26 protein-coding genes are annotated in these 26,246 nt (G+C 66.0%); 7 read left to right on the plus strand and 19 right to left on the minus strand.

Annotated features, from left to right (window positions below; all coding sequences use genetic code 11):
- Window positions 1-15: 15 nt before the first annotated feature.
- The 12 genes from ACO550_RS34060 to ACO550_RS34115 form a co-directional block, all read right to left on the minus strand.
- Window positions 16-780 (minus strand): 2-keto-4-pentenoate hydratase, encoded by a 765-nt coding sequence (locus ACO550_RS34060; protein ID WP_315596886.1) that lies wholly within the window; start codon window positions 778-780, stop codon window positions 16-18.
- The gene (dmpG, locus tag ACO550_RS34065; RefSeq protein WP_315596885.1) at window positions 777-1,814 is read right to left on the minus strand and encodes a 4-hydroxy-2-oxovalerate aldolase; all 1,038 of its coding nucleotides are present in this window, start codon (window positions 1,812-1,814) and stop codon (window positions 777-779) included. The genes ACO550_RS34060 and dmpG overlap by 4 nt, the downstream gene beginning before the upstream one ends.
- A gap of 10 nt (window positions 1,815-1,824) precedes the next feature.
- A complete protein-coding gene (locus ACO550_RS34070; RefSeq protein ID WP_315596884.1) occupies window positions 1,825-2,769 on the minus strand; it encodes an acetaldehyde dehydrogenase (acetylating) in 945 nt (314 codons plus the stop codon).
- 1 nt (window position 2,770) lies between these two features.
- Window positions 2,771-3,592: a fumarylacetoacetate hydrolase family protein gene (locus ACO550_RS34075; RefSeq protein ID WP_315596883.1), complete on the minus strand. Its 822-nt coding sequence runs from the start codon at window positions 3,590-3,592 to the stop codon at window positions 2,771-2,773.
- Window positions 3,593-3,611: 19 nt separating this feature from the next.
- Window positions 3,612-5,075, minus strand: a complete 1,464-nt coding sequence (locus ACO550_RS34080) for a 2-hydroxymuconic semialdehyde dehydrogenase (protein ID WP_315596882.1) — start codon at window positions 5,073-5,075, stop codon at window positions 3,612-3,614.
- Between the two features lie 110 nt (window positions 5,076-5,185).
- Window positions 5,186-6,178 carry a tripartite tricarboxylate transporter substrate binding protein gene (locus tag ACO550_RS34085; protein ID WP_315596881.1) on the minus strand — a complete coding sequence of 331 codons (993 nt, stop codon included), beginning with the start codon at window positions 6,176-6,178 and terminating at the stop codon, window positions 5,186-5,188.
- Between the two features lie 79 nt (window positions 6,179-6,257).
- On the minus strand, window positions 6,258-6,851 hold the full coding sequence (locus ACO550_RS34090) for a malonic semialdehyde reductase (protein WP_315596880.1): 594 nt from the start codon (window positions 6,849-6,851) through the stop codon (window positions 6,258-6,260).
- Window positions 6,848-7,288, minus strand: a complete 441-nt coding sequence (locus ACO550_RS34095; protein WP_315596879.1) for a Rid family hydrolase — start codon at window positions 7,286-7,288, stop codon at window positions 6,848-6,850. The genes ACO550_RS34090 and ACO550_RS34095 overlap by 4 nt, the downstream gene beginning before the upstream one ends.
- Window positions 7,285-8,187: a dihydrodipicolinate synthase family protein gene (locus ACO550_RS34100; protein ID WP_315596878.1), complete on the minus strand. Its 903-nt coding sequence runs from the start codon at window positions 8,185-8,187 to the stop codon at window positions 7,285-7,287. The genes ACO550_RS34095 and ACO550_RS34100 overlap by 4 nt, the downstream gene beginning before the upstream one ends.
- A gap of 60 nt (window positions 8,188-8,247) precedes the next feature.
- Window positions 8,248-9,207 carry an alpha/beta hydrolase gene (locus tag ACO550_RS34105; RefSeq protein WP_315596877.1) on the minus strand — a complete coding sequence of 320 codons (960 nt, stop codon included), beginning with the start codon at window positions 9,205-9,207 and terminating at the stop codon, window positions 8,248-8,250.
- Window positions 9,204-9,845, minus strand: coding sequence for a VOC family protein (locus tag ACO550_RS34110; protein ID WP_315596876.1), 642 nt, complete (start codon window positions 9,843-9,845; stop codon window positions 9,204-9,206). The genes ACO550_RS34105 and ACO550_RS34110 overlap by 4 nt, the downstream gene beginning before the upstream one ends.
- 75 nt (window positions 9,846-9,920) lie before the next feature.
- Entirely contained in the window at window positions 9,921-10,856 is a 936-nt protein-coding gene (locus ACO550_RS34115; protein ID WP_315596875.1) for a fumarylacetoacetate hydrolase family protein, read from the minus strand.
- A 212-nt stretch (window positions 10,857-11,068) separates the two neighbouring features.
- Here ACO550_RS34115 and ACO550_RS34120 point away from each other — a divergent pair, with 212 nt between their 5' ends.
- Complete coding sequence (locus ACO550_RS34120; protein WP_315596874.1) at window positions 11,069-12,007, plus strand: NAD(P)-dependent oxidoreductase; 939 nt, start codon at window positions 11,069-11,071, stop codon at window positions 12,005-12,007.
- Window positions 12,008-12,050: 43 nt separating this feature from the next.
- On the opposite strand, the gene ACO550_RS34125 is transcribed toward ACO550_RS34120, so the two are convergent.
- The 3 genes from ACO550_RS34125 to ACO550_RS34135 all read right to left on the minus strand — a co-directional run bounded on the left by ACO550_RS34125 (window position 12,051) and on the right by ACO550_RS34135 (window position 15,425).
- Window positions 12,051-12,398, minus strand: coding sequence for a c-type cytochrome (locus tag ACO550_RS34125; protein WP_315596873.1), 348 nt, complete (start codon window positions 12,396-12,398; stop codon window positions 12,051-12,053).
- 86 nt (window positions 12,399-12,484) lie between these two features.
- A complete protein-coding gene (locus tag ACO550_RS34130) occupies window positions 12,485-14,311 on the minus strand; it encodes a hypothetical protein (protein ID WP_315596872.1) in 1,827 nt (608 codons plus the stop codon).
- A gap of 73 nt (window positions 14,312-14,384) precedes the next feature.
- Window positions 14,385-15,425 carry a porin gene (locus ACO550_RS34135; RefSeq protein WP_315596871.1) on the minus strand — a complete coding sequence of 347 codons (1,041 nt, stop codon included), beginning with the start codon at window positions 15,423-15,425 and terminating at the stop codon, window positions 14,385-14,387.
- Window positions 15,426-15,799: 374 nt separating this feature from the next.
- Between ACO550_RS34135 and ACO550_RS34140 the strand changes: the two genes are divergently transcribed.
- The 6 genes from ACO550_RS34140 to ACO550_RS34165 all read left to right on the plus strand — a co-directional run bounded on the left by ACO550_RS34140 (window position 15,800) and on the right by ACO550_RS34165 (window position 21,656).
- Entirely contained in the window at window positions 15,800-16,777 is a 978-nt protein-coding gene (locus tag ACO550_RS34140) for a LysR family transcriptional regulator (RefSeq protein ID WP_315596870.1), read from the plus strand.
- A gap of 174 nt (window positions 16,778-16,951) precedes the next feature.
- Window positions 16,952-17,476: a 3-hydroxyanthranilate 3,4-dioxygenase gene (locus tag ACO550_RS34145; RefSeq protein WP_315596869.1), complete on the plus strand. Its 525-nt coding sequence runs from the start codon at window positions 16,952-16,954 to the stop codon at window positions 17,474-17,476.
- A 105-nt stretch (window positions 17,477-17,581) separates the two neighbouring features.
- Window positions 17,582-18,811: a kynureninase gene (gene kynU / locus ACO550_RS34150; RefSeq protein ID WP_315596868.1), complete on the plus strand. Its 1,230-nt coding sequence runs from the start codon at window positions 17,582-17,584 to the stop codon at window positions 18,809-18,811.
- Window positions 18,812-18,846: 35 nt separating this feature from the next.
- On the plus strand, window positions 18,847-20,268 hold the full coding sequence (locus tag ACO550_RS34155) for an amino acid permease (protein ID WP_315596867.1): 1,422 nt from the start codon (window positions 18,847-18,849) through the stop codon (window positions 20,266-20,268).
- A 145-nt stretch (window positions 20,269-20,413) separates the two neighbouring features.
- Window positions 20,414-21,532, plus strand: a complete 1,119-nt coding sequence (locus ACO550_RS34160; RefSeq protein ID WP_315596866.1) for a porin — start codon at window positions 20,414-20,416, stop codon at window positions 21,530-21,532.
- Window positions 21,533-21,542: 10 nt separating this feature from the next.
- Window positions 21,543-21,656 carry a PAAR domain-containing protein gene (locus tag ACO550_RS34165; RefSeq protein WP_315596865.1) on the plus strand — a complete coding sequence of 38 codons (114 nt, stop codon included), beginning with the start codon at window positions 21,543-21,545 and terminating at the stop codon, window positions 21,654-21,656.
- Window positions 21,657-21,682: 26 nt separating this feature from the next.
- On the opposite strand, the gene ACO550_RS34170 is transcribed toward ACO550_RS34165, so the two are convergent.
- From ACO550_RS34170 to ACO550_RS34185, 4 genes are read right to left on the minus strand one after another with little or no spacing between them, the layout of a single operon-like run.
- Entirely contained in the window at window positions 21,683-22,477 is a 795-nt protein-coding gene (locus ACO550_RS34170) for an alpha/beta fold hydrolase (RefSeq protein ID WP_315596864.1), read from the minus strand.
- Between the two features lie 32 nt (window positions 22,478-22,509).
- Window positions 22,510-23,268, minus strand: coding sequence for an FAD-dependent oxidoreductase (locus ACO550_RS34175; RefSeq protein WP_315596863.1), 759 nt, complete (start codon window positions 23,266-23,268; stop codon window positions 22,510-22,512).
- A gap of 51 nt (window positions 23,269-23,319) precedes the next feature.
- The gene (locus ACO550_RS34180; protein ID WP_315596862.1) at window positions 23,320-25,002 is read right to left on the minus strand and encodes a thiamine pyrophosphate-dependent enzyme; all 1,683 of its coding nucleotides are present in this window, start codon (window positions 25,000-25,002) and stop codon (window positions 23,320-23,322) included.
- On the minus strand, window positions 24,992-26,239 hold the full coding sequence (locus ACO550_RS34185; protein ID WP_315596861.1) for an alpha-hydroxy-acid oxidizing protein: 1,248 nt from the start codon (window positions 26,237-26,239) through the stop codon (window positions 24,992-24,994). The genes ACO550_RS34180 and ACO550_RS34185 overlap by 11 nt, the downstream gene beginning before the upstream one ends.
- Window positions 26,240-26,246 lie beyond the last annotated feature (7 nt).

The following is a 26,246-nucleotide window of genomic DNA, read 5'->3' on the forward strand; positions in this document are numbered from 1 at the left end:
CGGACAGGCATGGCGTCATGCCGCCAGGAAGGAAGCGCGGCCCAGCGCGCTGATCGATACCGAGACATGGTTGCCGCGCGTGAACGGTTCCGCCGCCGTGGCCGCTCCCGCCATGACCAGGCTGCCGGCCGGTAGCACCGTGCCGGCGCGCGCCAGTACCTGCGATGCCTGGACGAGGCTGCGCAACGGATGGCCCAGAATGGCGGCCGTCGAGCCTGATTGCCGCATGCGGCCGTCGATGCGCAGCACGACGCCGAGATTGGCCAGTGCATCGAAGTTGCGCGACCAGGGTCCGACCACGAGTCCCGCCGACGAGCAGTTGTCGGCCACCACGTCTTCCAGCGTGAAGCGGAAGTCCTGGTAGCGCGAGTCGATGATCTCGATCGCCGGTGCCACGGCCTCCAGGTAGTCGACACTCTCCAGCAGGGTCAACGGACCGGTGATGTCGCGGCGGGTCAGGAAGCAGACCTCCGGCTCGGCGCGTGGATGGATATAGCGCGCCATGGCCGCGCGGCCGCCGTCTTCCTCGATCATTGCATCGGTGAGCCAGCCCCAGATCAGGCTATCTACGCCCATCTGAACCATCTTGGCGCGACTCGTGAATCCCAGCTTGATGCCGATGCGCCGTTCTCCGCGCTGGCAGCGGTGTTCGATCGACCTGGCCTGAATGCCGTAGGCATCGTCGATGGAGAACGGCGAGGCCGAACTGAACTGGCCGATCGCTGTGGCGTCGCGCGCGGCGGCGTCCAGGGCGCTGGCGATGGCGGCGTGCTGGCTCATGCTGCCTCCTGGCTTTTCGCGTTGAGCGATCGCTGCAGGTCGAGTGCCACATCGACGATCATGTCTTCCTGGCCGCCCACCATGCGGCGACGTCCCAGTTCCACGAGAATATCGACGGTCTTCAGGCCGAACTTGGCCGCCGCGCTTTCCGCGTGGCGCAGGAAACTCGAGTACACGCCGGCGTAGCCCAGCGCCAGCGTTTCGCGGTCCACGCGCACGGGGCGGTCTTGCAGCGGGCGCACGATGTCGTCGGCGGCGTCCATCAACTGGTAGAGATCGCAGCCGTGATGCCATCCCATGCGCTCGGCCGCGGCGATGAATACTTCCAGCGGCGCATTGCCCGCGCCAGCGCCCATGCCGGCCAGGCTGGCGTCGATGCGGTCGCATCCTTCCTCCACCGCGACGATGCTGTTGGCCACGCCGAGGCCGAGGTTGTGGTGCGCATGCATGCCGGTCTGAGTCGCAGGATCGAGCACGTCCTTGAATGCGCGGAATCGCTCGCGCACGCCGTCCATGGTCAGGGCGCCGCCGGAGTCCACCACGTAGACGCAATGGGCGCCGTAGCTTTCCATCTGCTTTGCCTGGCGGGCCAGTTCGCTGGCCGGAATCATGTGGCTCATCATCAGGAAGCCGGCCACGTTCATGCCGATCGATCGCGCGGTCTCGATGTGCTGCCGCGCCGTGTCGGCCTCGGTACAGTGCGTGGCCACCCTGACGACGCGCGCGCCGGCGGCGTAGGCCTCGCGCAGGTCGTGCACGGTGCCGATGCCGGGCAGCAGGAGCGTGGCCACCGCCGCGCGCTGCACGGACTCTGCCACGGCCGCGATCCATTCCACGTCTGCATGGGCGCCGAAGCCGTAGTTGAAGCTGGAGCCCGCCAAGCCGTCGCCGTGCGCCACCTCGATCGAATCAACGCCTGCCGCATCGAGTGCGCGCGCAATGGCGCGCATCTGCGCCACCGAGTACTGGTGGCGGATTGCGTGGCTGCCATCGCGCAGCGTCACGTCGGAGATATATAGTTTCTTGTCGATCATGGCAGATTCCTTAGCTGGCGACCGAGAGGACATTCCGGTCGCCCAGCGCCTGCGCGACACGTTCGGCGCACGCAAGCGCGGCGCTCGTCATGATGTCCAGGTTGCCCGCATAGGCGGGCAGGTAGTGCGCGGCGCCTTCCACTTCCAGAAAGGCGGTGACTTTCAGGCCCGTCATCGGTCCCAGGCCGGGCACGTTCACCGGGTTGTCGATGCGGTCGAACTGGACGCGCTGCTTCAGGCGGTAGCCGGGCACATAGCCCTGCATACGCGCAACCATCGCGTGCACGGACGCTTCGATTGCCGCCGTGTCGGCTTCGTCGATCAGGCAGCACACCGTGTCGCGCATGATCAACGGCGGCTCGGCCGGGTTGAGAACGATGATGGCTTTGCCGCGTCGGGCACCGCCTACGGACTCGATGGCGCGCGAGGTGGTTTCCGTGAACTCGTCGATATTGGCTCGCGTGCCCGGTCCTGCGGACTTGCTCGCGATCGAGGCCACGATCTCGGCGTAATGGACCGGCGTCACGCTGGATACGGCCGCCACGATGGGGATCGTGGCCTGGCCACCGCAGGTGACCATGTTGATGTTCGGCGCATCGAGATGGGCACTGATGTTGACGCTGGGCACCACGTAAGGACCGATGGCGGCTGGCGTCAGGTCGATCACCCGCACGCCGTGCGCCTGCAGTGCCGCGTTGTGGCGGGCGTGGACGCCAGCGCTGGTGGCATCGAAGGCGATGCGGATCTCACCGAACTCTGGCATGGCCAGCAAGCCGTCGATGCCGGCGGCGGTGACCGGCACGCCGAGGCGCGTCGCGCGAGCCAGTCCTTCGGAAGCGGGATCGATCCCCACCATGGCGCCCATCTCGACATGCTTGCCGTGGCGCAGGATCTTGATCATCAGGTCGGTGCCGATGTTGCCGGAACCGATGATGGCTGCCTTGCAGGGTTTCATCTCAGGCGTCTCCTTGTGTGGTGGCCCGGAACGACGCGCTGACGCTGCCCAGGCCCTCGATGCTGGCGGTAAGGACGTGGCCGGGTTGCACGGCCACCATGGGACCGAGCGCGCCGGTCAGGATGGTGTCGCCGGCGCGAAGCGGCGCGCCAACGCGGCTCATCGTGTTGGCAAGCCAGACCGCCGCGTTCAGCGGATTGCCGAGGCAGGCAGCGCCGCTGCCGACCGAGACCGGCTCGCCGGCCAGTTCCATGACCATGCCGCAATGCACGAGGTCCAGCGAGGCCAGCGATACGGGCCGCGTGCCCAGCACGTAGAGGCCAGACGATGCATTGTCGGCGACGGTGTCCGTCAGCCGGATATCCCAGTTGGCGATCCGGCTGCCGACGATCTCGATGGCCGGCAGCGCGAAGGCGGTGGCACGGATCACGTCGGCGACGGTGTGCACGGCATGCGGCAGGTCGTGCTCCAGTACCAGCGCGATTTCTGCCTCGACCTTCGGTTGCAGCACATCGGCGCAGTCGATCTCCTCGCCGTCCTGGCGCGCCATATCGGCAAACAGCATGCCGAAATCGGGCTGGTCCACGCCCAGTTGCCGCTGCACGGCGACGGACGTCAGGCCGATCTTGCGGCCGACCAGCCGGCGTCCGGCGGCGAGCGCGTGCGCGGTGTTGTGTTGCTGGATGGCGTAGGCCAGCGCCATCGGATCGGCGCCGTCGCGGGCGGCCAGCGCGATGGCCTCGCGCACCGGCGGGCAGGGCTGGCCATGCTCGGCGGCGAACCGGAGTTGGTCGGCTACCGGGATGAGTTCGGGATTCAGCATGCGGTCTCTCGCAAGCGCGTCAGGGATTGACGCAGATGGTGGTCAGGGAGGAATAGAAATCGAGCGAATGGCGTCCACCCTCGCGGCCGATGCCGGACAGCCGGGTGCCGCCGAACGGCGTGCGCAGGTCGCGCAGGAACCAGGTGTTGACCCAGACGATGCCCACGTCGAACTGCCGCGTGACGCGGTGTGCGCGTGTGAGGTCGCGCGTCCACACCGATGCGGCAAGTCCGTAGCGCGAGTCGTTGACGCGCTTCACCACCTCGGCGTCGCTGTCGAACGGCGCGATATGGCAGACTGGTCCGAAGATCTCTTCCTGCACGCAGCGCGCCGAATCGGGCAGGCCGGTCCAGATGGTCGGCTGCACATAGGCGCCGTTGTCGCGTGCGTCGCCGAAGTGGGGAACGCCGCCGCCGGTGACGACGGTCGCGCCTTCCTCGCGGGCCAGCGCGAAGTAGGCCAGCACCTTGTCGCGGTGATTGCGGGAGATCAGCGAGCCCATCTCCACGCCCTCCGCAGTCGGATAGCCGATGCGCAGCGCTTCCGCGCGCGCCTTCATCGCCGCCACGAAACGCTCGAAGATCGGCCGCTCGACGTAGACGCGCTCCGAACACAGGCATACCTGTCCCGTGTTGGTGAAGCTGGAACGCATCACGCCCGCCACGGCCTTGTCGAAGTCGCAGTCGGCGAACACCACGGCGGCGTTCTTGCCCCCCAGCTCGAACGAAATCTCCTTCACGCCTTCGGCCACCGCTTTCATGATGGTGCTGCCGGTGCGGGATTCGCCGGTGAAGGTGAGGGCGTCGATGCCGGGGTGCCGCGAGAGGAATTCGCCGGCCGAGCTGCCGCCGAAGCCGTGCACGAGATTGAAGACGCCCGCCGGCATACCGCACTCGTGCATGACCTCGGCCAGCAGCGTGGCGCTGCCCGGCGTTTCCTCGGACGGCTTGACGACGACGGCGTTGCCGCAGGCCAGCGCAGGTGCCACCTTCCACGTCATCAGCAACATCGGCAGGTTCCACGGCGAGATGATGCCGACCACGCCGTGGGGTTTGCGCACCGTGTAGCTGAAGACGTCGCCTTCAGCCGTCCGCATGTCGAAGCAGTCGCCGCCGGCCTGGCTGGCCAGATCCGCGAACGTGCGGAAGTTCTGCACGCCACGGCGAATGTCGAGCGCACGTGCCTGCTGTTCGGTACGCCCGGTATCGGCGACCTCGGCGGCCACGAACTCGTCAAAGCGTCGTTCGATGCCGTCGGCAATGGCGTGCAGGATGCGGGCGCGCTCGGCGGGGCTGGTGCTGCCCCAGGGGCCTTCCAGCGCGGCGCGCGCGGCGCGCACCGCCCGGTCCACCTGGCTGGCATCGGCTTCGCAGACGTGGCCGACGGTGCTGCCGTCGACCGGTGAGATGTTGGGAAAAAGATTGGCCGCTTCCTCGAAGCGGCCATTCACGTAGTTCCGATAGAGGACGGAAGGGAGCGACACGTTGCAGTCTCCGGGCGATGGTCTGAGACGCAGTGTAGGCAGCGCTCCCACCGCTGGAAATTGAATCCTTCGCCGTCGGCTATTCCATGTCGGAATACCCGTGCCGCTTCCTATTCGGGCTGGATTCCCGCCGCCTCGATCACGGGTTTCCACTTCGCGCGGTCCTGCCGGATGCGCTGGGCAAACGCGTCGCGGGTCTCGCCGAGCGGTACGATGCCGGCCTTCTCCAGCCGCACGCGGAACTCGGGGTCGGCGATGATCTTCCTGGATTCGGCGGCGATGCGATCGACGACCTCCGGCGGCATCTTCGCCGGTCCCACCAGGCCGTTCCACGTGTCCACCTCGTGGCCCGGGAAGGTTTCCGCGATGGTGGGCACGTTCGGCAGCACGGGCAGGCGCCTGTCACTGGAAACCGCCAGCAATGACACCTTGCCGGTGCCTTGGTATGGCATGACTTCCGACACGCTGGCGCTGTACAGGTCGATCTGGCCGGCGAGCACGTCGGCAAGCGCCGGCGCACCGCCACGGTAGGGCACCATGGTGGCCTGGATGCCGGCACGATTCAGGAACAGCAGCGCCGAGAGCTGCGTCAGCCCACCGTTGCCGGCATGGCCCACGTTGAGGGCGCCCGGGTGGGCCTTGCCGTAGCGCACCAGATCGTCCAGCGACTTGAAGTTGTTGCGCGTGCTGGCCGTCAGCACGAACGGATTGCCGCCGACGTTGACGATGGGAACGAAGTCGCGCACTGGGTCATAGCGGATCTTGTTGGTCATCGGCGCAGTGACGATCTGCGTCATCGTCGACATGAACAGCACATAGCCGTCGGCGGGAGCGCGCGCGACGTATTCGGCGGCGATCAGGCCCGCCGCGCCCCCACGGTTGTCGACGACGAATGGCTTGCCGAACACCTTGCCCAGCCGCTCGGCCATCAGGCGCGCGATCATGTCGGTATTGCCGCCCGGCGCGAACGGTACGACGATGGTCACGGGCCGCGAGGGCCACGGCTCCTGGGCATGGCCAGGGGCGGCGGCCAGGGCGCACAGCGCCAGCAAGGTGCCGCGGGTGATGGCGCCCAGGCGGGCGCGCAGCAGGGATATCTTCATGGTGTCTCCTCCGGAATGCCTACACCGGTCTTTGGCTCTGTGTGCAGGGGGATATTGTGATGGGTGGCGGGCGGCAGCGCTATTCGATGCGGCAGGCCTGGTCGAACGGCAGTCGCGGCAGCTTGCCGAATAGCCGCGAGGGGTCGCCCTGGCCCAGGTTGCAGAGGAAGTTGACGCGCCAGCGCCCGTCGGGGAAGAAGGCACGGTTCACCGCTTCCGAATTGAAACCCGACAGCGGCCCGCAGTCCAGACCGAGCGCGCGCGCCGCCAGGATCAGGTAGCCGCCCTGCATCGACCCGTTGCGCACGGCCGTTTCCGCGGCCAGGGCGGGGTCCGCGGCGAACATGTCGAACATGGCGGGCCGGTGCGGGAACAGCGTTGCACCGAGCGTGTGGAAGGCGGTGTCATAGGCCACGATGGCCGTGACGGGGGCGTGCCTGACCTTGTCGACGTTCGCCGGCGAAAGGGTGGGCAGCAGCTTCGCCTTGGCGGCGTCGGAACGCACGAAGACCACGCGCATCGGGCAGCAGTTGGCGCTGGTCGGCCCCTGGCTGACCAGCGCGTAAAGCCGGGCCAGGGTGGCGTCGGGCACCTCCGCGTCAAGCCAGCCGTTGTGGCTGCGGGCTGTCAGGAACAGCGTGTCGAGTGCATCGGCGGCGAGGGGCGCACTCATGCCTGACCTCCTGTGTGGCGTGGGCCTTGCGGCGTGTCCTGCCAGGCCGTGGCGGTGATTTCCACACGCATGTCGGGGTGCGGCAGTGCCGCCACGGCCACGCAGGTGCGTGCCGGCAAAGGCTGGCCCGCGCTGGCGAAGCGTGGTTTGCAGATGGCATCGTAGGCGGCATTGAAGGCGGCGTAGTCCTGCATGTCGACCAGATAGCACGTCATGGTCACGCAATGGGCCAGGTCCAGCCCTTCGTCCTGCAAGGCGCGGTCGATCTTGTCGAGCACACACGCGGTCTGGACGCCGATGTCGTAGACGCGCTCGCCGTCGGCGCCGGTCGTTACCCCCGTGCAACCGTCGTGGGTGCGCGGGCTCATGCCGGCCAGGTGGACATGGCCGCCAGCCCGACGCGCGGGTGAGTATGCGGCGAGTGGCGGGGGATTCATGCGCGGGCCTCCGCGCGTGGAATGCCGGCCAGTGCCTGCAGCAGCTCGGCGGAAGCCTCCGCCGCGAGCGGCACCAGCGGCGGGCGTACGTGACGCCAGCCGGGGTCGCTGGTCAGTTGTGCCAGCGTGTGCTTGACGGCGGCCACCATCGGGAAGCGTTCCACCGTGGTACGCACGGCCGCGATGGCATCGCGCAGGCGCGCAGCATCGGCACCGGATGCGAACGCCTGGGCAATGGCGCGTGCGTTGATGTTGTTGGTGGCGGAAATGCAGCCGGCGGCGCCCAGCGGAAGGCTGCGCAGCATCAGCAGTTCCGAGGCCGGGAAAATGGACAGCGACGGAAAGCGTTCCAGCATGGCGACAAGATTTTCCCAGTTGCCGCTGCTGTCCTTGATGCCCACGATATGCGTCGGGAATGCCTGCACCAGCCGTTCGATCAGCGACAGCGAGATGGGCACGCCGGACATCGCCGGGATGTGATACAGCACGATGCGCAGCGCGGGGTCGTTCACGCGCGCGATCAGTTCGCGATAGTAGGCGAAGACACCGTCTTCGCTCACGTTCTTGAAGAAGAACGGCGGCAGCACCAGCACGCCTGCGCAACCGCGATCGATGGCGTGGCGCGTCAGCGCGACGGCGTCGTCGATGGCGCAGCAGCCGGTTCCCACCAGCACGCGCTCGCCGGGGATGCCGGCATCGATCACGGCGTCGACGAGCGCGATGCGTTCCTCGAACGTCTCGGAGCAGGCTTCGCTGTTGGTGCCCGAAATGGCGACACCGGCGCCGTCGGCGATCAGCCCCTGGCAGTGCGCGACGAAGGCCGGCAGGTTGATCGACAGGTCTTCATGAAACGGCGTGACGACAGGGGCGAACACACCCCGAAGTTGTTGGGTGAGCATGGTGTTGTATCCATTGTTGTTTGGGATGCCTGCCTGGCGGCAGGGGCGATGGGCGCCGCGCTACGGGACGGTTTGCGTAACGGGGTGCGTGACGGCGGCCAGGAACTCGCCCAGGGCCAGGCTGAAGGCGGTGTCTGCCGTGCCCAGGTGGGCGACGATCGACGTGTGGTTATGGCGTGCCACCTGCACCACGCGCGGGCTGCGTCGCTGGGCCTCGCGTACGCGTGCCGCGTACTGCAGCGCGTACAGGTCCAGGTAGGGATTCTCGAACTCCGCGAACGCCACCATCAGCGGCACGCGCAGGCGCCCCGCGAAGGGCATCGGCGCGCGCGCTGCTTGCAGGGCCGGATCGCTGCCGAAGTAGGCGGCGACGCCATTGGCGTTGGGGTTGTCCGGCAGCGTGTCGGTCTGCAGGCGCGCGCTGACGAGCACGGCGCCGGCCACGCCTTCGTCGTTCTCTCCGCAGGTCGGATCGCTGAGGCAGCTCGCCACGTGGCTTCCGCCCGCGGAGTGTCCGATCAGGACAATGCGGCGCGGATCGCCACCGTGGGCCCATATGTTCGCGCGCAGCCACGCCAGCGCCATCGCCACATCCTCGGCCCCGGCCGGGTACTGCGCCTCGGGCGCCAGCCGATACTCGACGTTGACTCCGACGTAGCCTTGCCGGGCACACCAGCGCGGCACGTTGGCGTAGATATACGGGCTGGAATCCTTGTCGCCGCGTATGAAAGCGCCGCCGTGCACGAAGACCACCACGGGCCGGTCATGGCCGGCTGCGGCGTCCTCGGGCAGATGGAGATCGAGGCGGTGCCGCGCGTGCGGGCCGTAGGCAATGTCCGCATGGCTGCGGATGCCAACGGCTGGCTGCGCAGCGTGCACGCTGTCGTAGATCGTGCATACCTGCCGGCGATTGCCCTGGATGTCGTCGGCCCAGCGTGGTCCGAGAGCCAGCATGGCGTCCGCCTGCGCCGGCGAGAGTCCCGGGAACGCCGATGCCGCCAGCATGGCATTGCCGTTCATGCGCCGGCTCCGGTGTCGCTGCCCTTGCCGCTGCCTTTGCCGCTCTCCTTGCCACTCTCCTGGCTGGCATCTTCGTCCTGCGCCGGAGCCGGCTGCTGCTCGCTGCGCTGCTTGGCAGCGAGCAGGCCCGGCGCGGGCGGCACCACGAAGTGCGCAAGGCGATGGCGGTCGAACGATTCCAGATTGCGCTCCCACGTCTGCGCCTTGCGCGCGCTTTCGGCGGGAATCTGTTCCATCTCCGTATAGATCTCGACGTTGTTGCCATCGGGGTCCTTGAAGACGAGGAACCAGTTGCCGCCGGGGCCGTGCTGGCCGATGCCGCGCTCGATGGTGACGCCGTGGCTGCGTGCCACCTCCACCGCGCGCTGCATTTCATCGAGCGATTCCACGTAATACGAGAAATGCTCGAGCCCCGGCCGCGTGTAGCTGGGCGGGCTGTCGCGCTCGGGCGCGTCGGGCGCAAGCCGCGAGAGCGCCAGGTCGTGGTGGTCCTCGCCGGCACGCAGGAAGACCATCTGGTCGGCGATGCGGTCCGACACCGTGAGGCCCATGACCTCGGTGTAGAAGCGCGTCGATGCTTCGAGATCGCGCACCATCAGGACGAGGTGGCCCAGCTTGCGGGTTCGAATAGGGGTCATGTGCTTGTCTCCTGCCTGTTCTGCGTGTTCTGCCTGGTTTTCCGTGTGGCCTGGCGAAGCGGGCTGCGGTCGGTGCTAGCGCGCGGCGGGCTCCAGCGCGACGCGGTTTTCGATCGTGCCGATCTGCTCCACCCAGGCCGTCATGCTGTCGCCGGGCTTCAGGAAGACGCCACGTCCCATGCCGACACCGTCCGGCGTGCCCGTGGCGATCAGGTCGCCAGGTTGCAGCGTCAGAATACGCGACAGGTAGGCGATCTGTTCGGCCACCGAGAAGATCATCTGCGAGGTGTTGCCGTTCTGCATGGTCTCCCCGTTGACATGCAGCGTCATGCGCAGGTTCTGCGGATCGGGGATGCAGGCGGCGGGGACCAGCCACGGGCCCATCGGTCCGAAGGTGTCGAAGCTCTTGCCGCGGAACCAGTCGTGCGTGAACGGATAGTCGGTGCGGCGGTTCAGGTCGCGCGCGCTGATGTCGTTGAACACCGTATAGGCGGCGATCACCGACAGCGCGTCTTCCACGCTGACGTGTCGGCACGTCTGGCCGATCACCACGCCCAGCTCCACTTCCCAATCGAGCTTCTTCGTCTCGGGCGGCATCAGCACCGTGGTACCGGTGGCCACCACGCTGGTTTCCGCCTTCATGAAGATGTAGGGCTGGCTTTCGCTGCGGGCGGCCAGCTTGGTGCCCATCTCGTCGGCGTGCTCATAGAAGTTCGAGGCGGTGCCGAAGATGCGGCGCGGGCGATAGGGCGCCGCGTAGGTGGCGGCCGCATCGACGGCGGCGATCTTGCCGGCGGTGCGCAATGCCGGAATCCGCGCGGCGATATCGGCCAGCAGCGGCGCATGGCGCGACCAGTCCGCCAGTGCCGCGTTCAGGTCCTGCGGCAGGCGCGATGCCTCGATGCCGCATGCCAGGCTCACGTCGGCCAGGGCGTAGAGCGTGTTGTCGACGACCAGTCCGGGCTGCTGCCGGCCGGCCAATTCAAATGTGGCGAGGCTATACCAATTCACCGTGTCTCCTGTGTGGTGTTGTCGGACAAAACCGGCGTGCAAGTCGTCTCCGGACGTTCCGTCTCGTTTTATGCACATCCGCGTTTGTGGATACTCTATGTTCCATGTGTATACATGTCAAGCCGTGCGTGATACTTTTCGTCGATGCCGTGTATCTACGCGGAACCAATCAATCACAAGCCAAAGGAGCGGGGACGATGCCTGCCGAGCGCATGGAAAACGAAGGGGAGGTGGTCGTGCTGACGCGGCTGCCGCTGGACCACGACTGGTTGCGGGCGCGCGCGCCGCACTACCGTTTCGTGCCGTGGACGGCGGTGGATGAGGCGCAGCGGGTGCGGGCACGCGCGGTGCTGACCAATGGGTCCACCGGGCTGACCGGCGCGGAAATGGCGGCGTTGCCGGCGCTGGAGCTGGTGGCGAGCTTCGGTGCCGGCTACGAGAACATCGAGCGTGGCGCGGCGCGTGCGCGCGGCGTGCGCGTGTGCCATGCGCCGGATACCAATAGCCAGATCGTCGCGGATCATGCGCTGGCGATGATGCTGGCGTGGTCGCGTGGCATTGCAACGCTGGATCGCGGCGTGAAGGCGGGGCAGTGGGATACCCTGCGTGCGCCGCGGCCGGGCGTGCGCGGCAAGACGCTGGGCATCGTCGGGCTCGGCAATATCGGCCAGCGACTGGCGGCACTGGCGGAGGCCGTGGGCATGCACGTGGCTTACCTGCGCCGCAGCGGCGCGCCGCAGCCGGGCCGCGAGCCCTACGGCGATGTCCGCTCGCTGGCGGCCGCCTGCGACGTGCTGGCGCTGACGTGCCCGGGCGGTCCGGCCACGCGGCACCTCGTCGATGCGGAGGTCCTGCGCGCGCTCGGTCCCGACGGCCTGCTGGTCAATGTGGCGCGCGGCAGCGTGGTGGATACGGAGGCCCTGGTGCAGGCGCTACGGCGCGGCGAGCTGGGTGGCGCCGCGCTCGATGTGCTGGAGACCGAGCCCCTGGTGCCCGAGGCGCTGCGTCAGATGGATCAGGTCATCCTCACGCCTCACATGGCGGGCCGCTCGCCGGAAACGCGCGTGGCCCAGCACGAGGCGCTGCTGCGCAATCTGGAGGGATGGTTCCGCAATGCCGCGCCGGCCCATCCGGTCGATCTGGACGACTGAGCGCGACCGCGCCGGCACGCCTGGGCGTCCGGCGCGTCGCCTGTCACGGGGTGCGCGGGCCGGGCGCCGCAAGTTGCAGGACCCAGTGCGCGAAGCGCACGGCCTCGGCGGGCGAGATGGCATTGGGTGGCATGGGCGTCGCCCCCCATTTGCCGCTGCTGCCCTGAAGCATGCTCTTGGTCAGGGTGTCGACGGCGCTGGCATCGTCACGATAGCGCGCGGCGATCGCACGGAATGGCGGGCCGATCTTCGCGGTATCGAGCGTATGGCAGGCACGGCAGGTTTCCTCGCTCGACGATGTGGCGGCGTGCGCGGCCGACACCGACGGGCCGCATGGGGATAGGGCCGCCCCGGTGAAGAGCAGGCAAAGGAGAAGCGCTTTCTTCGACATCGCGGAAGTCTCGTGAGACGTTGCGGACCGGCCCGCCGGCGCCGGATGGGACGCTGGCGGGCCGATGTCCGATGGGCCGATGGGAATCAGCGGCGGGGCCAGGGCTTGGCCGGCGCGCCGGTGACGGGTTCGCCCAGCAGCGGTGTCGACAGGGCATAGGCACCGTCTTCCGTGAAGGCCCAGATGATGTTGCGGTCGTACTCCGTGTAGATGGCGAACACGCCCTTGCCCAGCGTGTACGACGGGAGCTGCGTCTCGTCGGCCAGCGGCGGGATGAAGTAGCCGGCAATCGTGGGTCGCGTCGGGTCTTTCACGTCGTAGATCTGCACGCCGGCGTTGTAGAACGAGTAGGGCACCACGCCCTGGCGCCAGCCGCCGGGCTGGCCGATGGCGTTGGCACGCTTGGGACCGAAATTGCCGCCGCGCTGGCAGAAGCTCGTGAACGGCGCGCCGGGAGGGATTGCCGGTTGGGGCAGCTTGGCGGCCACCTTGAGGCGCGCCGGATCGCGGGCATCGACGACGAAGATGTCCTTGTACGGTTCGTAGCAGTCCCGGTTCATGGGATAGCCGTTGGTGAACACGAAGCCGGTGCGATCGTACTGGCTCACGTCCGCGTTATCGAACTCCGTGCCGGCAAAGCTGGGCGGCGTGTTGACGTTGCCGAGCATCTTCGGCCTGGCGGGATTGGACAGGTCGAAGGCATAGAAGCCCAGGCCCCCCATTGCGCCGAAGCCGATCTTGCCGCCCGCTTCGAGCGACTTGGGCAGGAAGATGGGATTGCGCGCGCCCATCCACGACGTGCGGTTGCCCGCGCGCGGGTTCATCAGGTAGGTCTGCTCGTGTTCCGCGTTGCCCAGGATCTGCCCTGGCACCGCGACCTGCGAGACGAAGGTGGGATTGGCGGGGTCCGACATGTCCCAGACCTGATAGCCGGGTGAATACAGGTAGTTCGGGTATTCGGTCAGCGCGTAGCTGTCGTCGGGCGCGGCGGCGACGATCATGTACTTGCCGCCGTAGTACTCCGGCGCGTCCAGCGATCCGGAGCCCTGTTGCTGGCCGACCGGCGCGTCCGGGCGCTGCCGGTCCGTGGTCCGGGTTGCCAGCAGCTTCCACTGGTTCGGCAGCGGGCCGTCCATGGCAAACACCTTGAAGCCCTTGAGCGAGTTGTAGTTGCGCTGCGCGGCCACCTTGTCGGGCTGCTCCATCTTCTCGCGCATCAGGCCGTAGCGGCCGATTTCGTACGAGGCCACCATGACCGGCTTGCCGAGCTTCTTGCTCCACGCGATGGTGGCGCCGCCGAGGTAGTCCTGCACCGTGTTCGGGTCGTACTTCTCGCTCGATCCCTTTGGCCCCCAGACGCCGCCCTGCGAGTAGACCACCTTGCCGTGGGCGGGGTCGGTCACGTCCATGATGCGCAGGTAGTCGCGATCATGGATGTACAGGTAGCGTTTGCCATCGAAGTCGACGATGTTGTTCCAGGCGTGGAACGGCGAGCCGACGCCCGGATAGAAGGCCACCACCTTGACGTTCTTCGCGTAGGTGTTCTTGTCCCACGTGGTCATCTCGCCGGGGAAGCGCTGGCCGTTGTGGACTTCGGGTGCGGCCTTGGGCCAGACGAACTCGCCGGTGGCCGGGTCCATGCCGTAGTCGACGCCGGCCTTGAGCGCGGCGGGCCGGCGATCCGGGGTCAGGCGCAGCCAGCCTGCCAGCCAGGGGTCCTTGACGTTGGGCGTGCCGGGCGTGACCGGGCCGGCGTTCGGCGTGGCGGCGGGGGACACGGAGGCTGGCGAGGTGGATTCGGCGCCGGCGGCCCGTGCGGCCAGCGGCGGCAGGGCGGTGGACATCAGGGCGATCGCCAGGGCGCAGCCCCTGGTCAGGGCTGTGCGGCGATGCCGGCGTTGGGGACGATGCATGACTGACTCCTTGTTGATCAGGCGATGGGTTCCTGCCGGCGTCACATCCGCGACGCCGGCGGCGGATGGGTGTTCAGAAGGCGTGGCGGATACCGAGCTGGAAGCCGGAAGGGTTCTGTCCCGGACTCGGGTTTGACTGGAAGGTCACCGGATACGCGATCGGTACGGTGTTCTGGTTGTGGACGTGCGCGTACGTGGCATAGAGATCGGTGCGCTTGGACAGGCCATAGAGGTAGCCGATCACGAAGCCGGTAGCGCTGGTGATGCTCTTGTTGTTGTCGTCGTGCCGGTAGACCACGCTGCCATATACGCGGTTGCGGCCGTCGATGTTCCAGCGCGCGCCGATCTGGGCATCCCAGCCGCTGGAGTTGAACGCGACATAGGGTGGATACGCGTAGTAGCCCTTGTAGGTATGGAAGATGGCGGTCGGCTCGAAGCCCCCGATGCGATAGACCGCCGAGAAATAGTTGTCGCGCGACGACGGGATCTGCGACGCCTGGTGGATGTCGCGCGTGTACTGCTGCTCGGTGACCGCGCCGAGGAACAGCGGGCCGTTGCGGTAGTCCACGCCGATGCTCAGGAAACGCCCCGCGCGCGTGGTGTCCTCCAGTCCGAACGCATACATCACGCGGCCGGTGAAGCCGTAGAGCGTGGGCGTCTTGTACTGGATGGCATTGTCCACGCGATAGGACGCGTAGAAGAACTCCATGTTGTTGACCATACTGTAGGCCGCCGCCCAGCTCGGGTCCGCGTAGCCGGCGATCCAGTACGAAGGCGTGAACTGGCGCCCCATCGTCACCTCGCCCAGGTCCGCGCTCTTGAGGCCGACGAAGGACTGGCGGAACTGCGCCGCCTGCACGCCGGTGTCGGCGGAGAACGTCGGCTCGATCGTGAACACGGCCTTGTAGCCGCCACCCAACTCCTCGACGCCGCTGAGGTTGAAGCGCGAGTTGTTCAGCCCGCCACTGGTCATGCGCGTCACGCTGGCCGGCCCCGACTGGATCAGGTGCTCGATGTTCAGGTCGACATAGCCCGACAGCCATACCGCGCTCTCGGCATAGGCACCGGCGCATGCGAACAGCATGGCGCCCGGCACTAGCAGCTTCCTTTTCATTGTGTCTCCGAATCTTTTCGTTTCTTGTGTCGCGGACGCGGTCTCTCCGCAAGGCGGCGCGGCCGGCGTGGGTCGCCGGTCATCGCCGCGGGCACCTCCCTGTGCCGTCTTGCGGAAGACCTCCCCCGGCGGCGTCTTCCTTTCTCCCGGGCATTTCACCTACGTGTATACTCGGTTGAAGTAAATTATACGTATGATGTTATTTGTATTCCGATGACTATTTTCTTATACACAATGGCCATTTGGTAATAGCGGGTTGACCCGAATGTGTATGTGGTGTGTGTGAGGTGTGTGATCCATGGCATACCTGGATGGCGGGGAAATGGCTTGTGGCCCCGCACAGGTGTTCCCAACATCGTGATTCCGAGGCGCAAATGTCCGTCAATCCTCTCAGCGAGATTTCGCTGATCCGCAGGCTGAAGCTGAACCAGTTGATGATCTTCGAGCGCGTGCTGCAGACATGCTCGGTGATGCGTGCCGCCAACGACATGCGTCTGACCCAGCCGGCCGTGACCAAGGTGATCCACGAGCTGGAGTCGTGTTTCGATGGCGCACTGTTCCTGCGCTCGAACCGCGGCGTGGTGCCCACCGAGCTTGGGCTGCTGCTCGGGCAGCGCGTAAAGTCCCTGATGGCCGAACTGCGCTACATGACCGACGAGCTGAACGATTTCCGACTGGGCACCAGCGGGCATGTCATCGTCGGCACACTGATCTCGGCATCGGCGCGACTGCTGCCGCTGGCCATCTCGATGCTGAAGTCGCGCACGCCCAACGTACTGGTGACCGTGCGCGAGGGCACCACGGCCCATCTGTTCCCGGCGCTGGCCACGGGGGACCTCGACGTTGTCGTCGGCCGTCTCCCGGAGCGCGAACTGCCGGTGGCCACGGCGTTCCCGCTGACGCATGAGGTGCTGTTCGAGGAGTCGCTGTGTGCGGTAGTGGGCAAGGGCTACGGCGACGCACCGGATCGCGTGACGCATCTCTCCGAGCTGGCCGATTCGGCATGGATACTTCCGACGTCCGACTCGCCGGCGCGGCTGGCGGCGGAGCAGCTGTTTCGCAGCGCCGGCCTGCCGCTGCCCGGAGACGTCGTCGAATCGCTGTCGCTGCTGACCAATCTCGGGCTGTTGATGGAGACGCCGCGCATCGCGCTGATGCCAAGCGTGGCAGCGAAGCAGTTCGCGCGCGCCGGCCTGCTGCGCATCCTGGACTTGCCGGAGACCTGCGCCTTCGGCACGGTCGGATTCTCGGTGCGCTCGAACAAGCCGCAGAGCGCCGCGGGTCGTGCATTCATCGCGTGCCTGCGAGAGGCCGCGCAGGCCAGCGTGCCCGACGCGCCACAGGCTTGCTGAGGCGAGCATTCCCGCATCGAGACGCCGGCGCGATCTGGTATTCCTGTTCGGGATAGCCAGCGCCCGATGATTGATTATCGAGGCCGACGTGGCTCCCCTAGACTCCGGTCGAGCCATTCAAGACAAGCGTCCGGTGACAACGTGCGACGCGGCACCGACGCAAGAGAGACACAGATGCTGACCTACGGAGCGCCTTTCAATTTTCCCCGCTGGATCGACGAGCACGCGCACCTGCTGAAGCCGCCCGTCGGCAACCGGCAGGTATGGCAGGACAGCGACTTCATCGTGACGGTGGTGGGCGGGCCCAACCATCGCACGGACTATCACGACGATCCGCTCGAGGAGTTCTTCTATCAGTTGCGCGGCAACGCGTACCTGAATCTCTGGGTCGATGGCCGCCGCGAGCGCGTCGACCTGAAAGAGGGGGACATCTTCCTGCTGCCCCCGCACGTTCGCCATTCGCCGCAGCGTCCCGAGGCCGGCAGCGCCTGCCTGGTGATCGAGCGGCAGCGGCCCGCCGGGATGCTGGACGGGTTCGAATGGTACTGCGACGCCTGCGGCCATCTGGTGCATCGCGTCGAGGTGCAGCTCAAGAGCATTGTCACCGACCTTCCGCCGCTCTTCGAAGGCTTCTACGCCTCGGAGGACAAGCGCCGCTGCGCGCATTGCGGACAGGTTCATCCCGGCCGCGCGGCCTGACACGCCTGATACGCCTGACACGCCTGACACGCCTGATACACCTGGCCGGCGTCCTGGCAGGGCGCTGGCATTCCCACCTTTTTATCTAGCAGCATTCACCAACCCATGATGATTCGCGAAGACTGTGCCGCCCTGGACGCGGCGGACAAACTGGCTGGCTGCCGCGCACGATTCGCGCTGCCGGCCGACACCATCTACCTCGATGGCAATTCCCTGGGTGCGATGCCCGCCAATGTGCCGGCGCGCATGAAGGTAGCCATCGAACAGGAATGGGCGGAGGGCCTGATCCGTTCGTGGAACGATGCCGACTGGTATCCCGCTCCTCAGCGCACCGGCGACCGCATTGCCAGGCTGATTGGCGCCGGACCGGGGGAAGTGATCGTCGCCGATTCGACCTCGGTCAACCTGTTCAAGGTACTGGTGGCGGCCACCCGGATGCGGCCCGGCCGGGGCGTGATCCTGGCGGAGCGCACCAACTTCCCGACCGACGTCTATATCGCGGAGAGCGTGGCGGAGATGACGGGCCGCGAACTGCGATGCGTCGATCCGGAAGCGGTGATGTCGGCCATCGACGAGAACGTGGCCATCGTGTCGCTGACCCACGTGAACTACAAGACGGGCAAGCGCTACGACATGGAAGCCGTGACCCGCCGCGCGCACGAGGCCGGCGCACTGGTGGTCTGGGATCTCTGCCACACGGCGGGTGCCATGCCGGTCTACCTCAATCAATGCGCGGCCGATTTCGCGGTGGGTTGCGGATACAAATACCTGAACGGCGGACCCGGTGCGCCGGCGTTCGTGTTCGTCGCCTCGCGGCACCTGGAGCATGTGCGCCAGCCGCTTTCGGGCTGGCACGGCCACGCCCAGCCGTTTGCGTTCACGCATGAGTACGCGCCCCATGCAGGCATCGACCGGATGCTGACAGGGACCGCGCCGCAGCTCGGGCTGATCGCGCTGGAGAGTGCGCTGGAGGCATTCGACGGCGTCGACATGGAGGCATTGCGCGAGAAGAGCGTTTCGCTTGGCGACGTATTCATCGCACTGGCCGAGCAGGAACTGGCGGGACTGGGCTTCACGCTGGCCACGCCGCGTGACGCGGCGCAACGTGGCAGCCAGGTATCGCTGCGGCACGCGGAAGGCTACGCCATCATGCAGGCGCTGATCGCGCGCAACATCATCGGCGACTTCCGCGCGCCGGACATCCTGCGCTTTGGCTTTGCCGCGCTCTACGTTCGCCATGTCGATATCTGGGACACCATCGCGGCGCTGAAGGACATCGTCACGAGCGGGGCATGGAACACGGAAGCGTTCCGCACGCGCAAGTCGGTGACCTGAGCGCAACGGCCAGAACCATAACAAGGAGACAAGCGATGACGCAGCAGCAGGGATTCGACGCGATCGTCGAGCGGGAGCAGGGGCTGCATCGGGGGCTGACGACCGGGCAGCTTTCGATGATCGCCATCGGCGGCGCCATCGGGACCGGCCTGTTCCTCGGCAGCGGGTTTGCCATTGGCCTGGCCGGCCCGAGCGTGCTGGTGAGCTACGCCATCGGGGCATTGATTGCCCTGCTGCTGATGGGCTGCCTGGCCGAGATGACGGTGGCCCATCCGACGTCCGGCTCGTTCGGCACCAACGCGGAGCAATACATCGGGCCGATGGCCGGATTCCTCGTGCGCTATGCGTACTGGTCGTCGATCGTCTTCGCGGTTGGCACGGAAGTAACGGCCATCGCGGTCTACATGAAGTACTGGTTTCCGACGGTGCCGGGGTGGTACTGGATCGTCGGCTTCTCGGCCGCGCTGATCGGCATCAATGCCGCCAGCGTCAAGATTTTCGGCGCGGTCGAGTATGCGTTCTCGATGCTGAAGATCGCCGCCATCGTCGGCTTCATCCTGCTCGGCGCATACGTGGTGGCGCGCGCGCCGGCCGGCTCCGGCATTGGACTGGCCAACTACACCGCGCATGGCGGCTTCTTCCCGAAGGGGCCGTGGGGCACCTGGGTGGCGGTGATCGTGTCCATCTTCAGCTACCTGAGCATCGAGATGATTGCCGTGGCGGCAGGCGAAGCGCGCGATCCGCAGACCGCCATCACGCGCGCCTTTCGCGCGACGATGGTGCGGCTGGTGGTCTTCTACCTGCTGACGCTTGCGCTGACGCTGATGATCGTGCCGTGGACGGCGGCCGGCGCGGGGGAAAGTCCGTTCGTCAAGGTGATGGCCGCCACGGACGTGCCGGCCGCCGCGGCGGTGTTCAACTTCGTGATTCTGGTGGCGGCGCTGTCGGCCATGAACAGCCAGCTCTATATCACCACGCGGATGATGTTCAGCTTGTCCCGCGCGGGCTATGCCCCAAAGGCGCTGGGCCGCGTCAACGGCCGTGGCGTGCCGATGGCGGCCTTGCTGCTGTCCACCGTGGGCATTGCCTTCGCGGGCGTGCTCAATGTGGCGTATCCGGATGCCTCGTTCATGCTGATGATGGCGATCTCGATGTTCGGCGCCATGTTCACCTGGTTGATGATCTTCATCACGCATCTCTTCTTCCGCCGGCATTACCGGGGTCGGCCGCTGGCTTTCCGGATCTGGGGGTTCCCGGTGACGACCTTGCTGGGCGCCGGGTTGATGGCCGCCACGCTGGCGACGACGTGGTTCACGCCGGAATTCAGGATGACGCTGGTCGTGGGCGTGCCATTCATGCTGGCCTTGTCGGCCGTGTACTGGCTCTGGTACCGCAAGCGCCGCGGTGTCGTGCAAGGGGAGGATGGCCGGCACGCCGAGGTGCCCAGCGGCTATTGATTGCCCGGCCACGCTCGCGGCCGGACCCAATCTCTGGGGCTCGATGTACTCCATGCGAAAAAGTACTTTTTCTTATTGGTGTATACACGAACTGAAAAATGAGTTCGTTTGTAAGAAACTGTACGCATAACGACATGGAGGCATAATGAAAGCGCTGGATCGGGTGCGTTTTGCACCACTTGTTGCCGCATCCGCTGCACTGCTGTGCGCAGCGTCGCCCCAGGCCTCAGCCCAGACCGATGGCGTGCAGATCTACGGCTTCATCAAGGAGAACGTCGAGTCGATCCACCTTTCCGGCAACGGGCGCAGCCAGTCGCTGGCGCGACTGTCCAACGATCTGTCGGTGCTCGGCTTTCGCGGGAGCGAATCGCTGGGCGGCGGCAACCGCGCGTTCTTTCAGATCGAGACGAATCTGCGCATGGACGGCACCGGCAGTTCGCAGATCGGTGACCGCAATACCGCCGTGGGCCTGAGCGGTCCCTGGGGGCAGTTCTGGATGGGGCAGTGGGAGATGCCACTGCGCTACGTGTCGGTCTACAAGGTGGACCCGTTCACGGCGGGGATCTTCGCGTCCAACTCGATCATGGGGAATGGCTTCGTGACCGCCACCAATGGCGTCTCGCCGCAGTCGTTCGACCGTCGCCAGCCCAACCTGGTCCAGTACGCCACGCCGGAATGGGGCGGCGTGTCGGCGCGCATCGCGGTAGCCATGCCCGAGGACCGCACGCCTACGACCAATCCCATCGCCTGGTCGAGTCTGGTCAGCTATGAGTCCGGCCAGTGGTACGCGGCCTGGGGCCACGAGTTCCACGGCGATTACTACTACAACGGCTCGCGCGACCATGCCGACCGCATCGGCCTGGTCTACGCCATCGGTGGCGTCAAGCTGCGCGCCGCCTATGAACGCCTCAGCTACGAGCCCGCGCCGGGCCTTTCGGTGCGGCGCGATGCCTGGCAGGCCGCGGCGACGTACAACCGTGGGCCCCACATTTTCCGCGCGTCGTACACGCAAGGTGGCAATGCCCAAGGCAACACCATCCAGCGCGTGGGCGGCATCGGCCTGCCGGGGACCGATTCGGGCGCGTGGCAGGTATCGCTGGGCTATGGCTACACGCTGTCCAAGCGTACCGAACTCTGGGCCGCCTTCACGCGGCTGGTCAACCATGCCACCGCCGCCTACAACCTGTCGGCCAATTCCGTGCCCGGCGTGATGGCGGGCGATGCAATGAGCGGTTTCGGCCTGGGTATCACTCACAGTTTTTGACCGGAGAGGCATGGGCTCCGCCACCGTGCTTATTGGCGGGCGACCCGCTGCGCGCGTGGGCGACCAGACTGCCCACGGCGGCAGCATCGTGATGGGGCTGCCAAGCGTGCTGATCGGGGGCTGAGCGTGAGTTTCCCCGGGGCGCACCGGCTACCCAAGAGCCAGATGCCGCAGCAAGGCAGCATTGAAGTGCTCCGGCTGGTCAATATTGGGCAGGTGCCCGGCGCCTTCAATGACTTCCATCCGACTATGTGGAATGATGCGCTGAATCGCCGTGTTCGCCTCCGGTAGTACGCCATCGTTGGCCCCCACCAGCAGTGTTGTGGGAGTGTGGATCCGGGACAAATCGGGAAGAAAACCCAGTCCCTGAATCGCCCGTGCGCAGCCTTCGAATCCGATGACGGAGGTCGACGCGGCGATGGAACGAAGCCGCGCCGCAATCTCGGGCTCGCGCGTCAGGAACGGCAGGCCAAACCAACGTTCCAGTGTGGCATCGGCCAAGGCACTGCAGCCGGCGGTTCGCGCTTGCTCGATGCGGGCGTCCCACGGCGCCGCGACTTCAGGAGGCGCGTCGGCGCGGGCGTCGCAAAGGCAGAGCGTGTGCAAGCGTGATGCATGGTGGATGCCAAGGCCAAAGCCAATCATGCCGCCGAGTGACAGGCCAACATAGTGCACGCGTGCGAGATCCAGTGCATCCCATACGGCCACGGTGTCCGCCATCAGTTCATCCATGCTACCTGGGGGTGTGTCCGCAGTGGAGTCGCCATGGCCGCGGATATCTGCGCGCACTACCTGCCAGCCATGATCGACGAGAAACGATGCCTGCCCATCCCACATCGCTTGGCTGGACAGGATCGAATGACTAAGGAAGACCGCGGGCGCAGCAGGATCACCTTCGCGCACCACATGGATGCGGCCGCGCTTGGGCAGTGTGACGGTGGACACTTTGGATATCGAACCTGGCATTTGAATTTCCATTAATAACCGGCGAAGAACTCGGCCACAACCTGTTCGGCCGGGACGCCACACTCATCGAGTGAATCCTGTAGCGAAGCCACCATCGCGGGCGGCCCCACAACGTAGAAGATGCTGTCACGCCAATCCGGGATCTCCTTGCGGATGCAGTCGGCGTCGATGAAGCCCGTGCGACTGCGCACGTTTGCATTGCCGTTGGTGCAGTGGGTTCCAGCACTGTCTTCGCTGAACACGTGAACCAGCTCGAAGCCAGGCAACGCGTTCGTGAGTGCGTTCAGTTCCTGCTGCCAGGCGACGGAGGCGGCATTGCGGTTGCCATAGAGCAGCGTGACTCGACGTGCGGGCGCGCTCGCACTGGCTTGCTGCAAATGACGGAGCATGCTGTAGAACGGGGTGATACCGATGCCGCCGGCCACGAAGACCACCGGCCGGGTTTCTTCCTGGAGCACAAAGTCACCCATGGCGGGGCTAATGATCAAGGTGGAAACGCCGGGCTCGCTTTGGGAGAGATGGCGCTTGAATGCCGAGTCGCGCATGCGCATCGCAACCATCAAATGCGCATCGTGTGGGGCGCTCGCAATGGAGAGCATGCGCTCCCCATCATCTTCCTCGGTGGGCGTAAAGCCAGGGATCTGGACGCTGAGGAATTGACCGGCCTCGAATTCGAAGCCGGCGGGGCGCTCCAGATGAAAAGCAACGGTATGTTCGGCAATCGCCTGGGTGGCGAGAATGCGGGCGGTAAAGCTATCGAATTCGGACATGGAAGGCTCCGTGATACAAGAGATGAAGTAATGCTTGGGGGCGGTGTGCAGTCAGCGAGGCGACCCCGCCTTATGCAGGTCTGCGATCGTCAATCTTGGCGTCAGCGCTTGCTGGTCGGTACGCAGCTCAATGAGCGCCGGCCGGCCAGCCTGCATGGCGCGTTCCCATGCGGCCGGAAAATCGGCGGTACGCTCTACGACCTCGCCGTGGCCGCCGTATGATTCGGCGAGCCTGGCAAAGTCAGGGTTGATCAGGTCAGTGCCGCAAACGCGCCCCGGGTAGTGACGCTCCTGATGCATGCGGATGCTTCCGTACATGCCGTTGTTGACGACTACAACCACGACGTTGGCGCCGTACTGCATCGCGGTGGAAAACTCCTGGCCGTTCATCAGGAAGCATCCGTCTCCTGCAAAGCAGACTACCGTACGATCGGGATGGCGCAGCTTGGCCGCAATGGCGGCTGGGAGGCCGTAGCCCATCGTGCCGCTGGTGGGTGCCAGTTGCGTATTCAGCCCGCGATACTGGTAGAAGCGCTGAACCCAAAGGGTATAGTTGCCAGCGCCGTTGGTGATGATGCTGTCAGCGGGCAGTTTCTGGCGCAGCCAACCCATGATTTCGCTGAGATTGACGTCCCCGGGCATGGAAGTCGGGCGCAGGAACTCCTGGTAGTCGGCATTGGCGGCCTCGGTCCACGCCAACCACGCGGGCGCCGCCGCCGGGCCCTTCAGCTTGCCTGCTGCGCGGGCGAATGCCGGCATGGTGGCGTTGATGGCCAACTCCGGGCAATACACACGGCCGAGCTCATTTGCATCGGCGTGGATGTGTACCAAGGTTTGGGAGGGCCGCGGAACCTGTAGCAGGGTGTATCCGTTGGTGCTGGTCTCGCCCAGGCGGGCGCCGACTGCGAGAATCAGGTCGGCTTCGGAGATACGACGGGCCAAGCCAGGATTCATCCCCAACCCAGCCTCGCCTGCGTACCGCGCATTACGATTGTCGAAGAGGCTCTGGCGGCGGAACGCGCAGGCCACCGGAAGCGAATACTTCTCGCTGAACGAAGCAATGTCTGCACAGGCCTGTTCGGTCCATCCGCCGCCGCCTAGCACCATGAGAGGACGTTGCGCCTTGGCCAGCAGCGCTTCCATGCGAGCTATCGCCTCGTCGTCCGGCCAAGCGTGGGAGATGTTGGCGGGTGGACAGTCAATGACGCTTGCGATGTCCTCAAGCATGTCTTCGGGCAGGGCGAGGACCACGGGTCCCGGACGCCCGGACATGGCCACATGGTAAGCGCGGCTGACCAGTTCCGGGATGCGCTCTGCTGAATCGATCTCCTCCACCCATTTGGCGATGTGACCGAACATTTGTCGGAACTCGATCTCCTGCCACGCTTCACGACCGCGGTGACCGCGAGCGGCCTGGCCGACGAAAAGAATGAGGGGGGTGGAGTCCTGGCTGGCGGTATGAACGCCGATACTTGCGTTCGTTGCGCCTGGACCTCGCGTGACAAAGCAGATGCCGGGCTTGCCCGTGAGCTTGCCGTAAGCTTCTGCCATGTGGGCGGCGCCGCCCTCCTGCCTGCATACGATCAGTTGCAACCGATCACGCGCGTCGTGCATGGCATCCAGCGCCGCAAGGAAGCTTTCGCCCGGCACGCAGAACGCGGTGTCGCAACCTTGTGCCAGCAGGGCATCTACGAGAATCTGGCCGCCGGTGCGGTCTTTGCGTTCATGCTGCATGTGACATCTCCGATTGATCTTGTGAATGATCGTGTGGGTCTGTGGCCGGCACCGGTAGCGGCGCCTGGATTGCCGATACACCGGTCGCAGTCAGGTAGGCAGGGCTGAGTCTCGCCACATCCGGGCACCCGAGGAGAGCCAGATTGATGTCGATTTCGCGCTTCAGCACTTCCAGCGCTTCTTGCGCGGCACTCCGCCCGCCAGTAGCGAGGCCATAGAGAAGAGGGCGGCCGCAGAATGCAGCATCCGCGCCAAGCGCCAGGGCTTTGAGCACGTCGGTGCCGCGGCGAATCCCGCCATCCATGATCAGCTTCAAGCCGGTTCCCGTAACGGCTTGCGCGATGGCGGGGAGTGCATCGAGTGGCGCAAGTGAACCGTCAAGCTGTCGGCCTCCATGGTTTGAAACAAAGATGCCATCGGCACCGGCACGAAAAGCGGCAAGCGCGTCTTCCGGTCGGAGGATGCCCTTGACTAGCAGCGTGCCGGGCCATGCCGCACGGATTTTCCGGATGTGGTCCCAGGTGAATGCCGCTCGGCCGGCGCGGTGGTCATTCTTGAGCGCAGTAATGATGGGACCGCCACGTGTGGCCGCGAAGTTCTCGAAATGGGGGACTCCCTGGCTAAGCAGGGTCCGTGCAAAGGTCCCTGCCAGCCAGCGCGGGCGCGCGAGGCCCCCGAGGATCAGCTTCCGGCTGGGTCGCAACGGCAGGCTGAAGCCATTGCGGATCTCATGCTCTCTGGTGGAAGCGATCGGTACATCGGCGGTAACGACCAGCACACGAATGTCTGCGCGTCGGAGTCGCTCCAGCAACGGATCGATGACTTCCATGCGCGCGGGCAAGTACGCCTGGTACCACAGGTCGGGATTCACGGCAGCCACGCGTTCCAGCGGAGTTGTCGAGGCCGCGCTCAGCACGAACGGGACACCTGCGGCACGCGCGGCCGCTGCGAGCGCACGGTCGGCATCAAACGCGCACAACACGCTGGCGCCCATCGGGCTGATGCCGATCGGCGCGCTATAGCGGGTGCCAAACAGTTCAACTGCCTGAGAACGTTCGGAAACATCAACCAGCGGGTGAGTCAGGAACTGCCAGCGGGAGAACGATTGCCTGTTCTGTGCGAGTGAGGCGCCATCTTCGCTGCCGCCGCTGACGTAGCCAAACACGCTCGCTGGCAGACACCGCCTTGCGGCGAGTTCCAGGTCGGCCAAGGCAAGTATTGGTGTGCGGCTCATCATTTTGTCT

The organism is Cupriavidus sp., assembly GCF_057315035.1.

What these genes read in the sequence shown, in the direction of transcription:
- ACO550_RS34060 (WP_315596886.1), bottom strand. Translation starts at nt 780, where the DNA reads ATGAGCCAGCACGCCGCCATCGCCAGCGCCCTGGACGCCGCCGCGCGC.
- dmpG (WP_315596885.1), bottom strand. Translation starts at nt 1,814, where the DNA reads ATGATCGACAAGAAACTATATATCTCCGACGTGACGCTGCGCGATGGC.
- ACO550_RS34070 (WP_315596884.1), bottom strand. Translation starts at nt 2,769, where the DNA reads ATGAAACCCTGCAAGGCAGCCATCATCGGTTCCGGCAACATCGGCACC.
- ACO550_RS34075 (WP_315596883.1), bottom strand. Translation starts at nt 3,592, where the DNA reads ATGCTGAATCCCGAACTCATCCCGGTAGCCGACCAACTCCGGTTCGCC.
- ACO550_RS34085 (WP_315596881.1), bottom strand. Translation starts at nt 6,178, where the DNA reads ATGAAGATATCCCTGCTGCGCGCCCGCCTGGGCGCCATCACCCGCGGC.
- ACO550_RS34090 (WP_315596880.1), bottom strand. Translation starts at nt 6,851, where the DNA reads ATGAGTGCGCCCCTCGCCGCCGATGCACTCGACACGCTGTTCCTGACA.
- ACO550_RS34095 (WP_315596879.1), bottom strand. Translation starts at nt 7,288, where the DNA reads ATGAATCCCCCGCCACTCGCCGCATACTCACCCGCGCGTCGGGCTGGC.
- ACO550_RS34100 (WP_315596878.1), bottom strand. Translation starts at nt 8,187, where the DNA reads ATGCTCACCCAACAACTTCGGGGTGTGTTCGCCCCTGTCGTCACGCCG.
- ACO550_RS34105 (WP_315596877.1), bottom strand. Translation starts at nt 9,207, where the DNA reads ATGAACGGCAATGCCATGCTGGCGGCATCGGCGTTCCCGGGACTCTCG.
- ACO550_RS34110 (WP_315596876.1), bottom strand. Translation starts at nt 9,845, where the DNA reads ATGACCCCTATTCGAACCCGCAAGCTGGGCCACCTCGTCCTGATGGTG.
- ACO550_RS34120 (WP_315596874.1), top strand. Translation starts at nt 11,069, where the DNA reads ATGGAAAACGAAGGGGAGGTGGTCGTGCTGACGCGGCTGCCGCTGGAC.
- ACO550_RS34125 (WP_315596873.1), bottom strand. Translation starts at nt 12,398, where the DNA reads ATGTCGAAGAAAGCGCTTCTCCTTTGCCTGCTCTTCACCGGGGCGGCC.
- ACO550_RS34130 (WP_315596872.1), bottom strand. Translation starts at nt 14,311, where the DNA reads ATGCATCGTCCCCAACGCCGGCATCGCCGCACAGCCCTGACCAGGGGC.
- ACO550_RS34135 (WP_315596871.1), bottom strand. Translation starts at nt 15,425, where the DNA reads ATGAAAAGGAAGCTGCTAGTGCCGGGCGCCATGCTGTTCGCATGCGCC.
- ACO550_RS34140 (WP_315596870.1), top strand. Translation starts at nt 15,800, where the DNA reads ATGTCCGTCAATCCTCTCAGCGAGATTTCGCTGATCCGCAGGCTGAAG.
- ACO550_RS34145 (WP_315596869.1), top strand. Translation starts at nt 16,952, where the DNA reads ATGCTGACCTACGGAGCGCCTTTCAATTTTCCCCGCTGGATCGACGAG.
- kynU (WP_315596868.1), top strand. Translation starts at nt 17,582, where the DNA reads ATGATGATTCGCGAAGACTGTGCCGCCCTGGACGCGGCGGACAAACTG.
- ACO550_RS34155 (WP_315596867.1), top strand. Translation starts at nt 18,847, where the DNA reads ATGACGCAGCAGCAGGGATTCGACGCGATCGTCGAGCGGGAGCAGGGG.
- ACO550_RS34160 (WP_315596866.1), top strand. Translation starts at nt 20,414, where the DNA reads ATGAAAGCGCTGGATCGGGTGCGTTTTGCACCACTTGTTGCCGCATCC.
- ACO550_RS34165 (WP_315596865.1), top strand. Translation starts at nt 21,543, where the DNA reads ATGGGCTCCGCCACCGTGCTTATTGGCGGGCGACCCGCTGCGCGCGTG.
- ACO550_RS34175 (WP_315596863.1), bottom strand. Translation starts at nt 23,268, where the DNA reads ATGTCCGAATTCGATAGCTTTACCGCCCGCATTCTCGCCACCCAGGCG.
- ACO550_RS34180 (WP_315596862.1), bottom strand. Translation starts at nt 25,002, where the DNA reads ATGCAGCATGAACGCAAAGACCGCACCGGCGGCCAGATTCTCGTAGAT.
- ACO550_RS34185 (WP_315596861.1), bottom strand. Translation starts at nt 26,239, where the DNA reads ATGATGAGCCGCACACCAATACTTGCCTTGGCCGACCTGGAACTCGCC.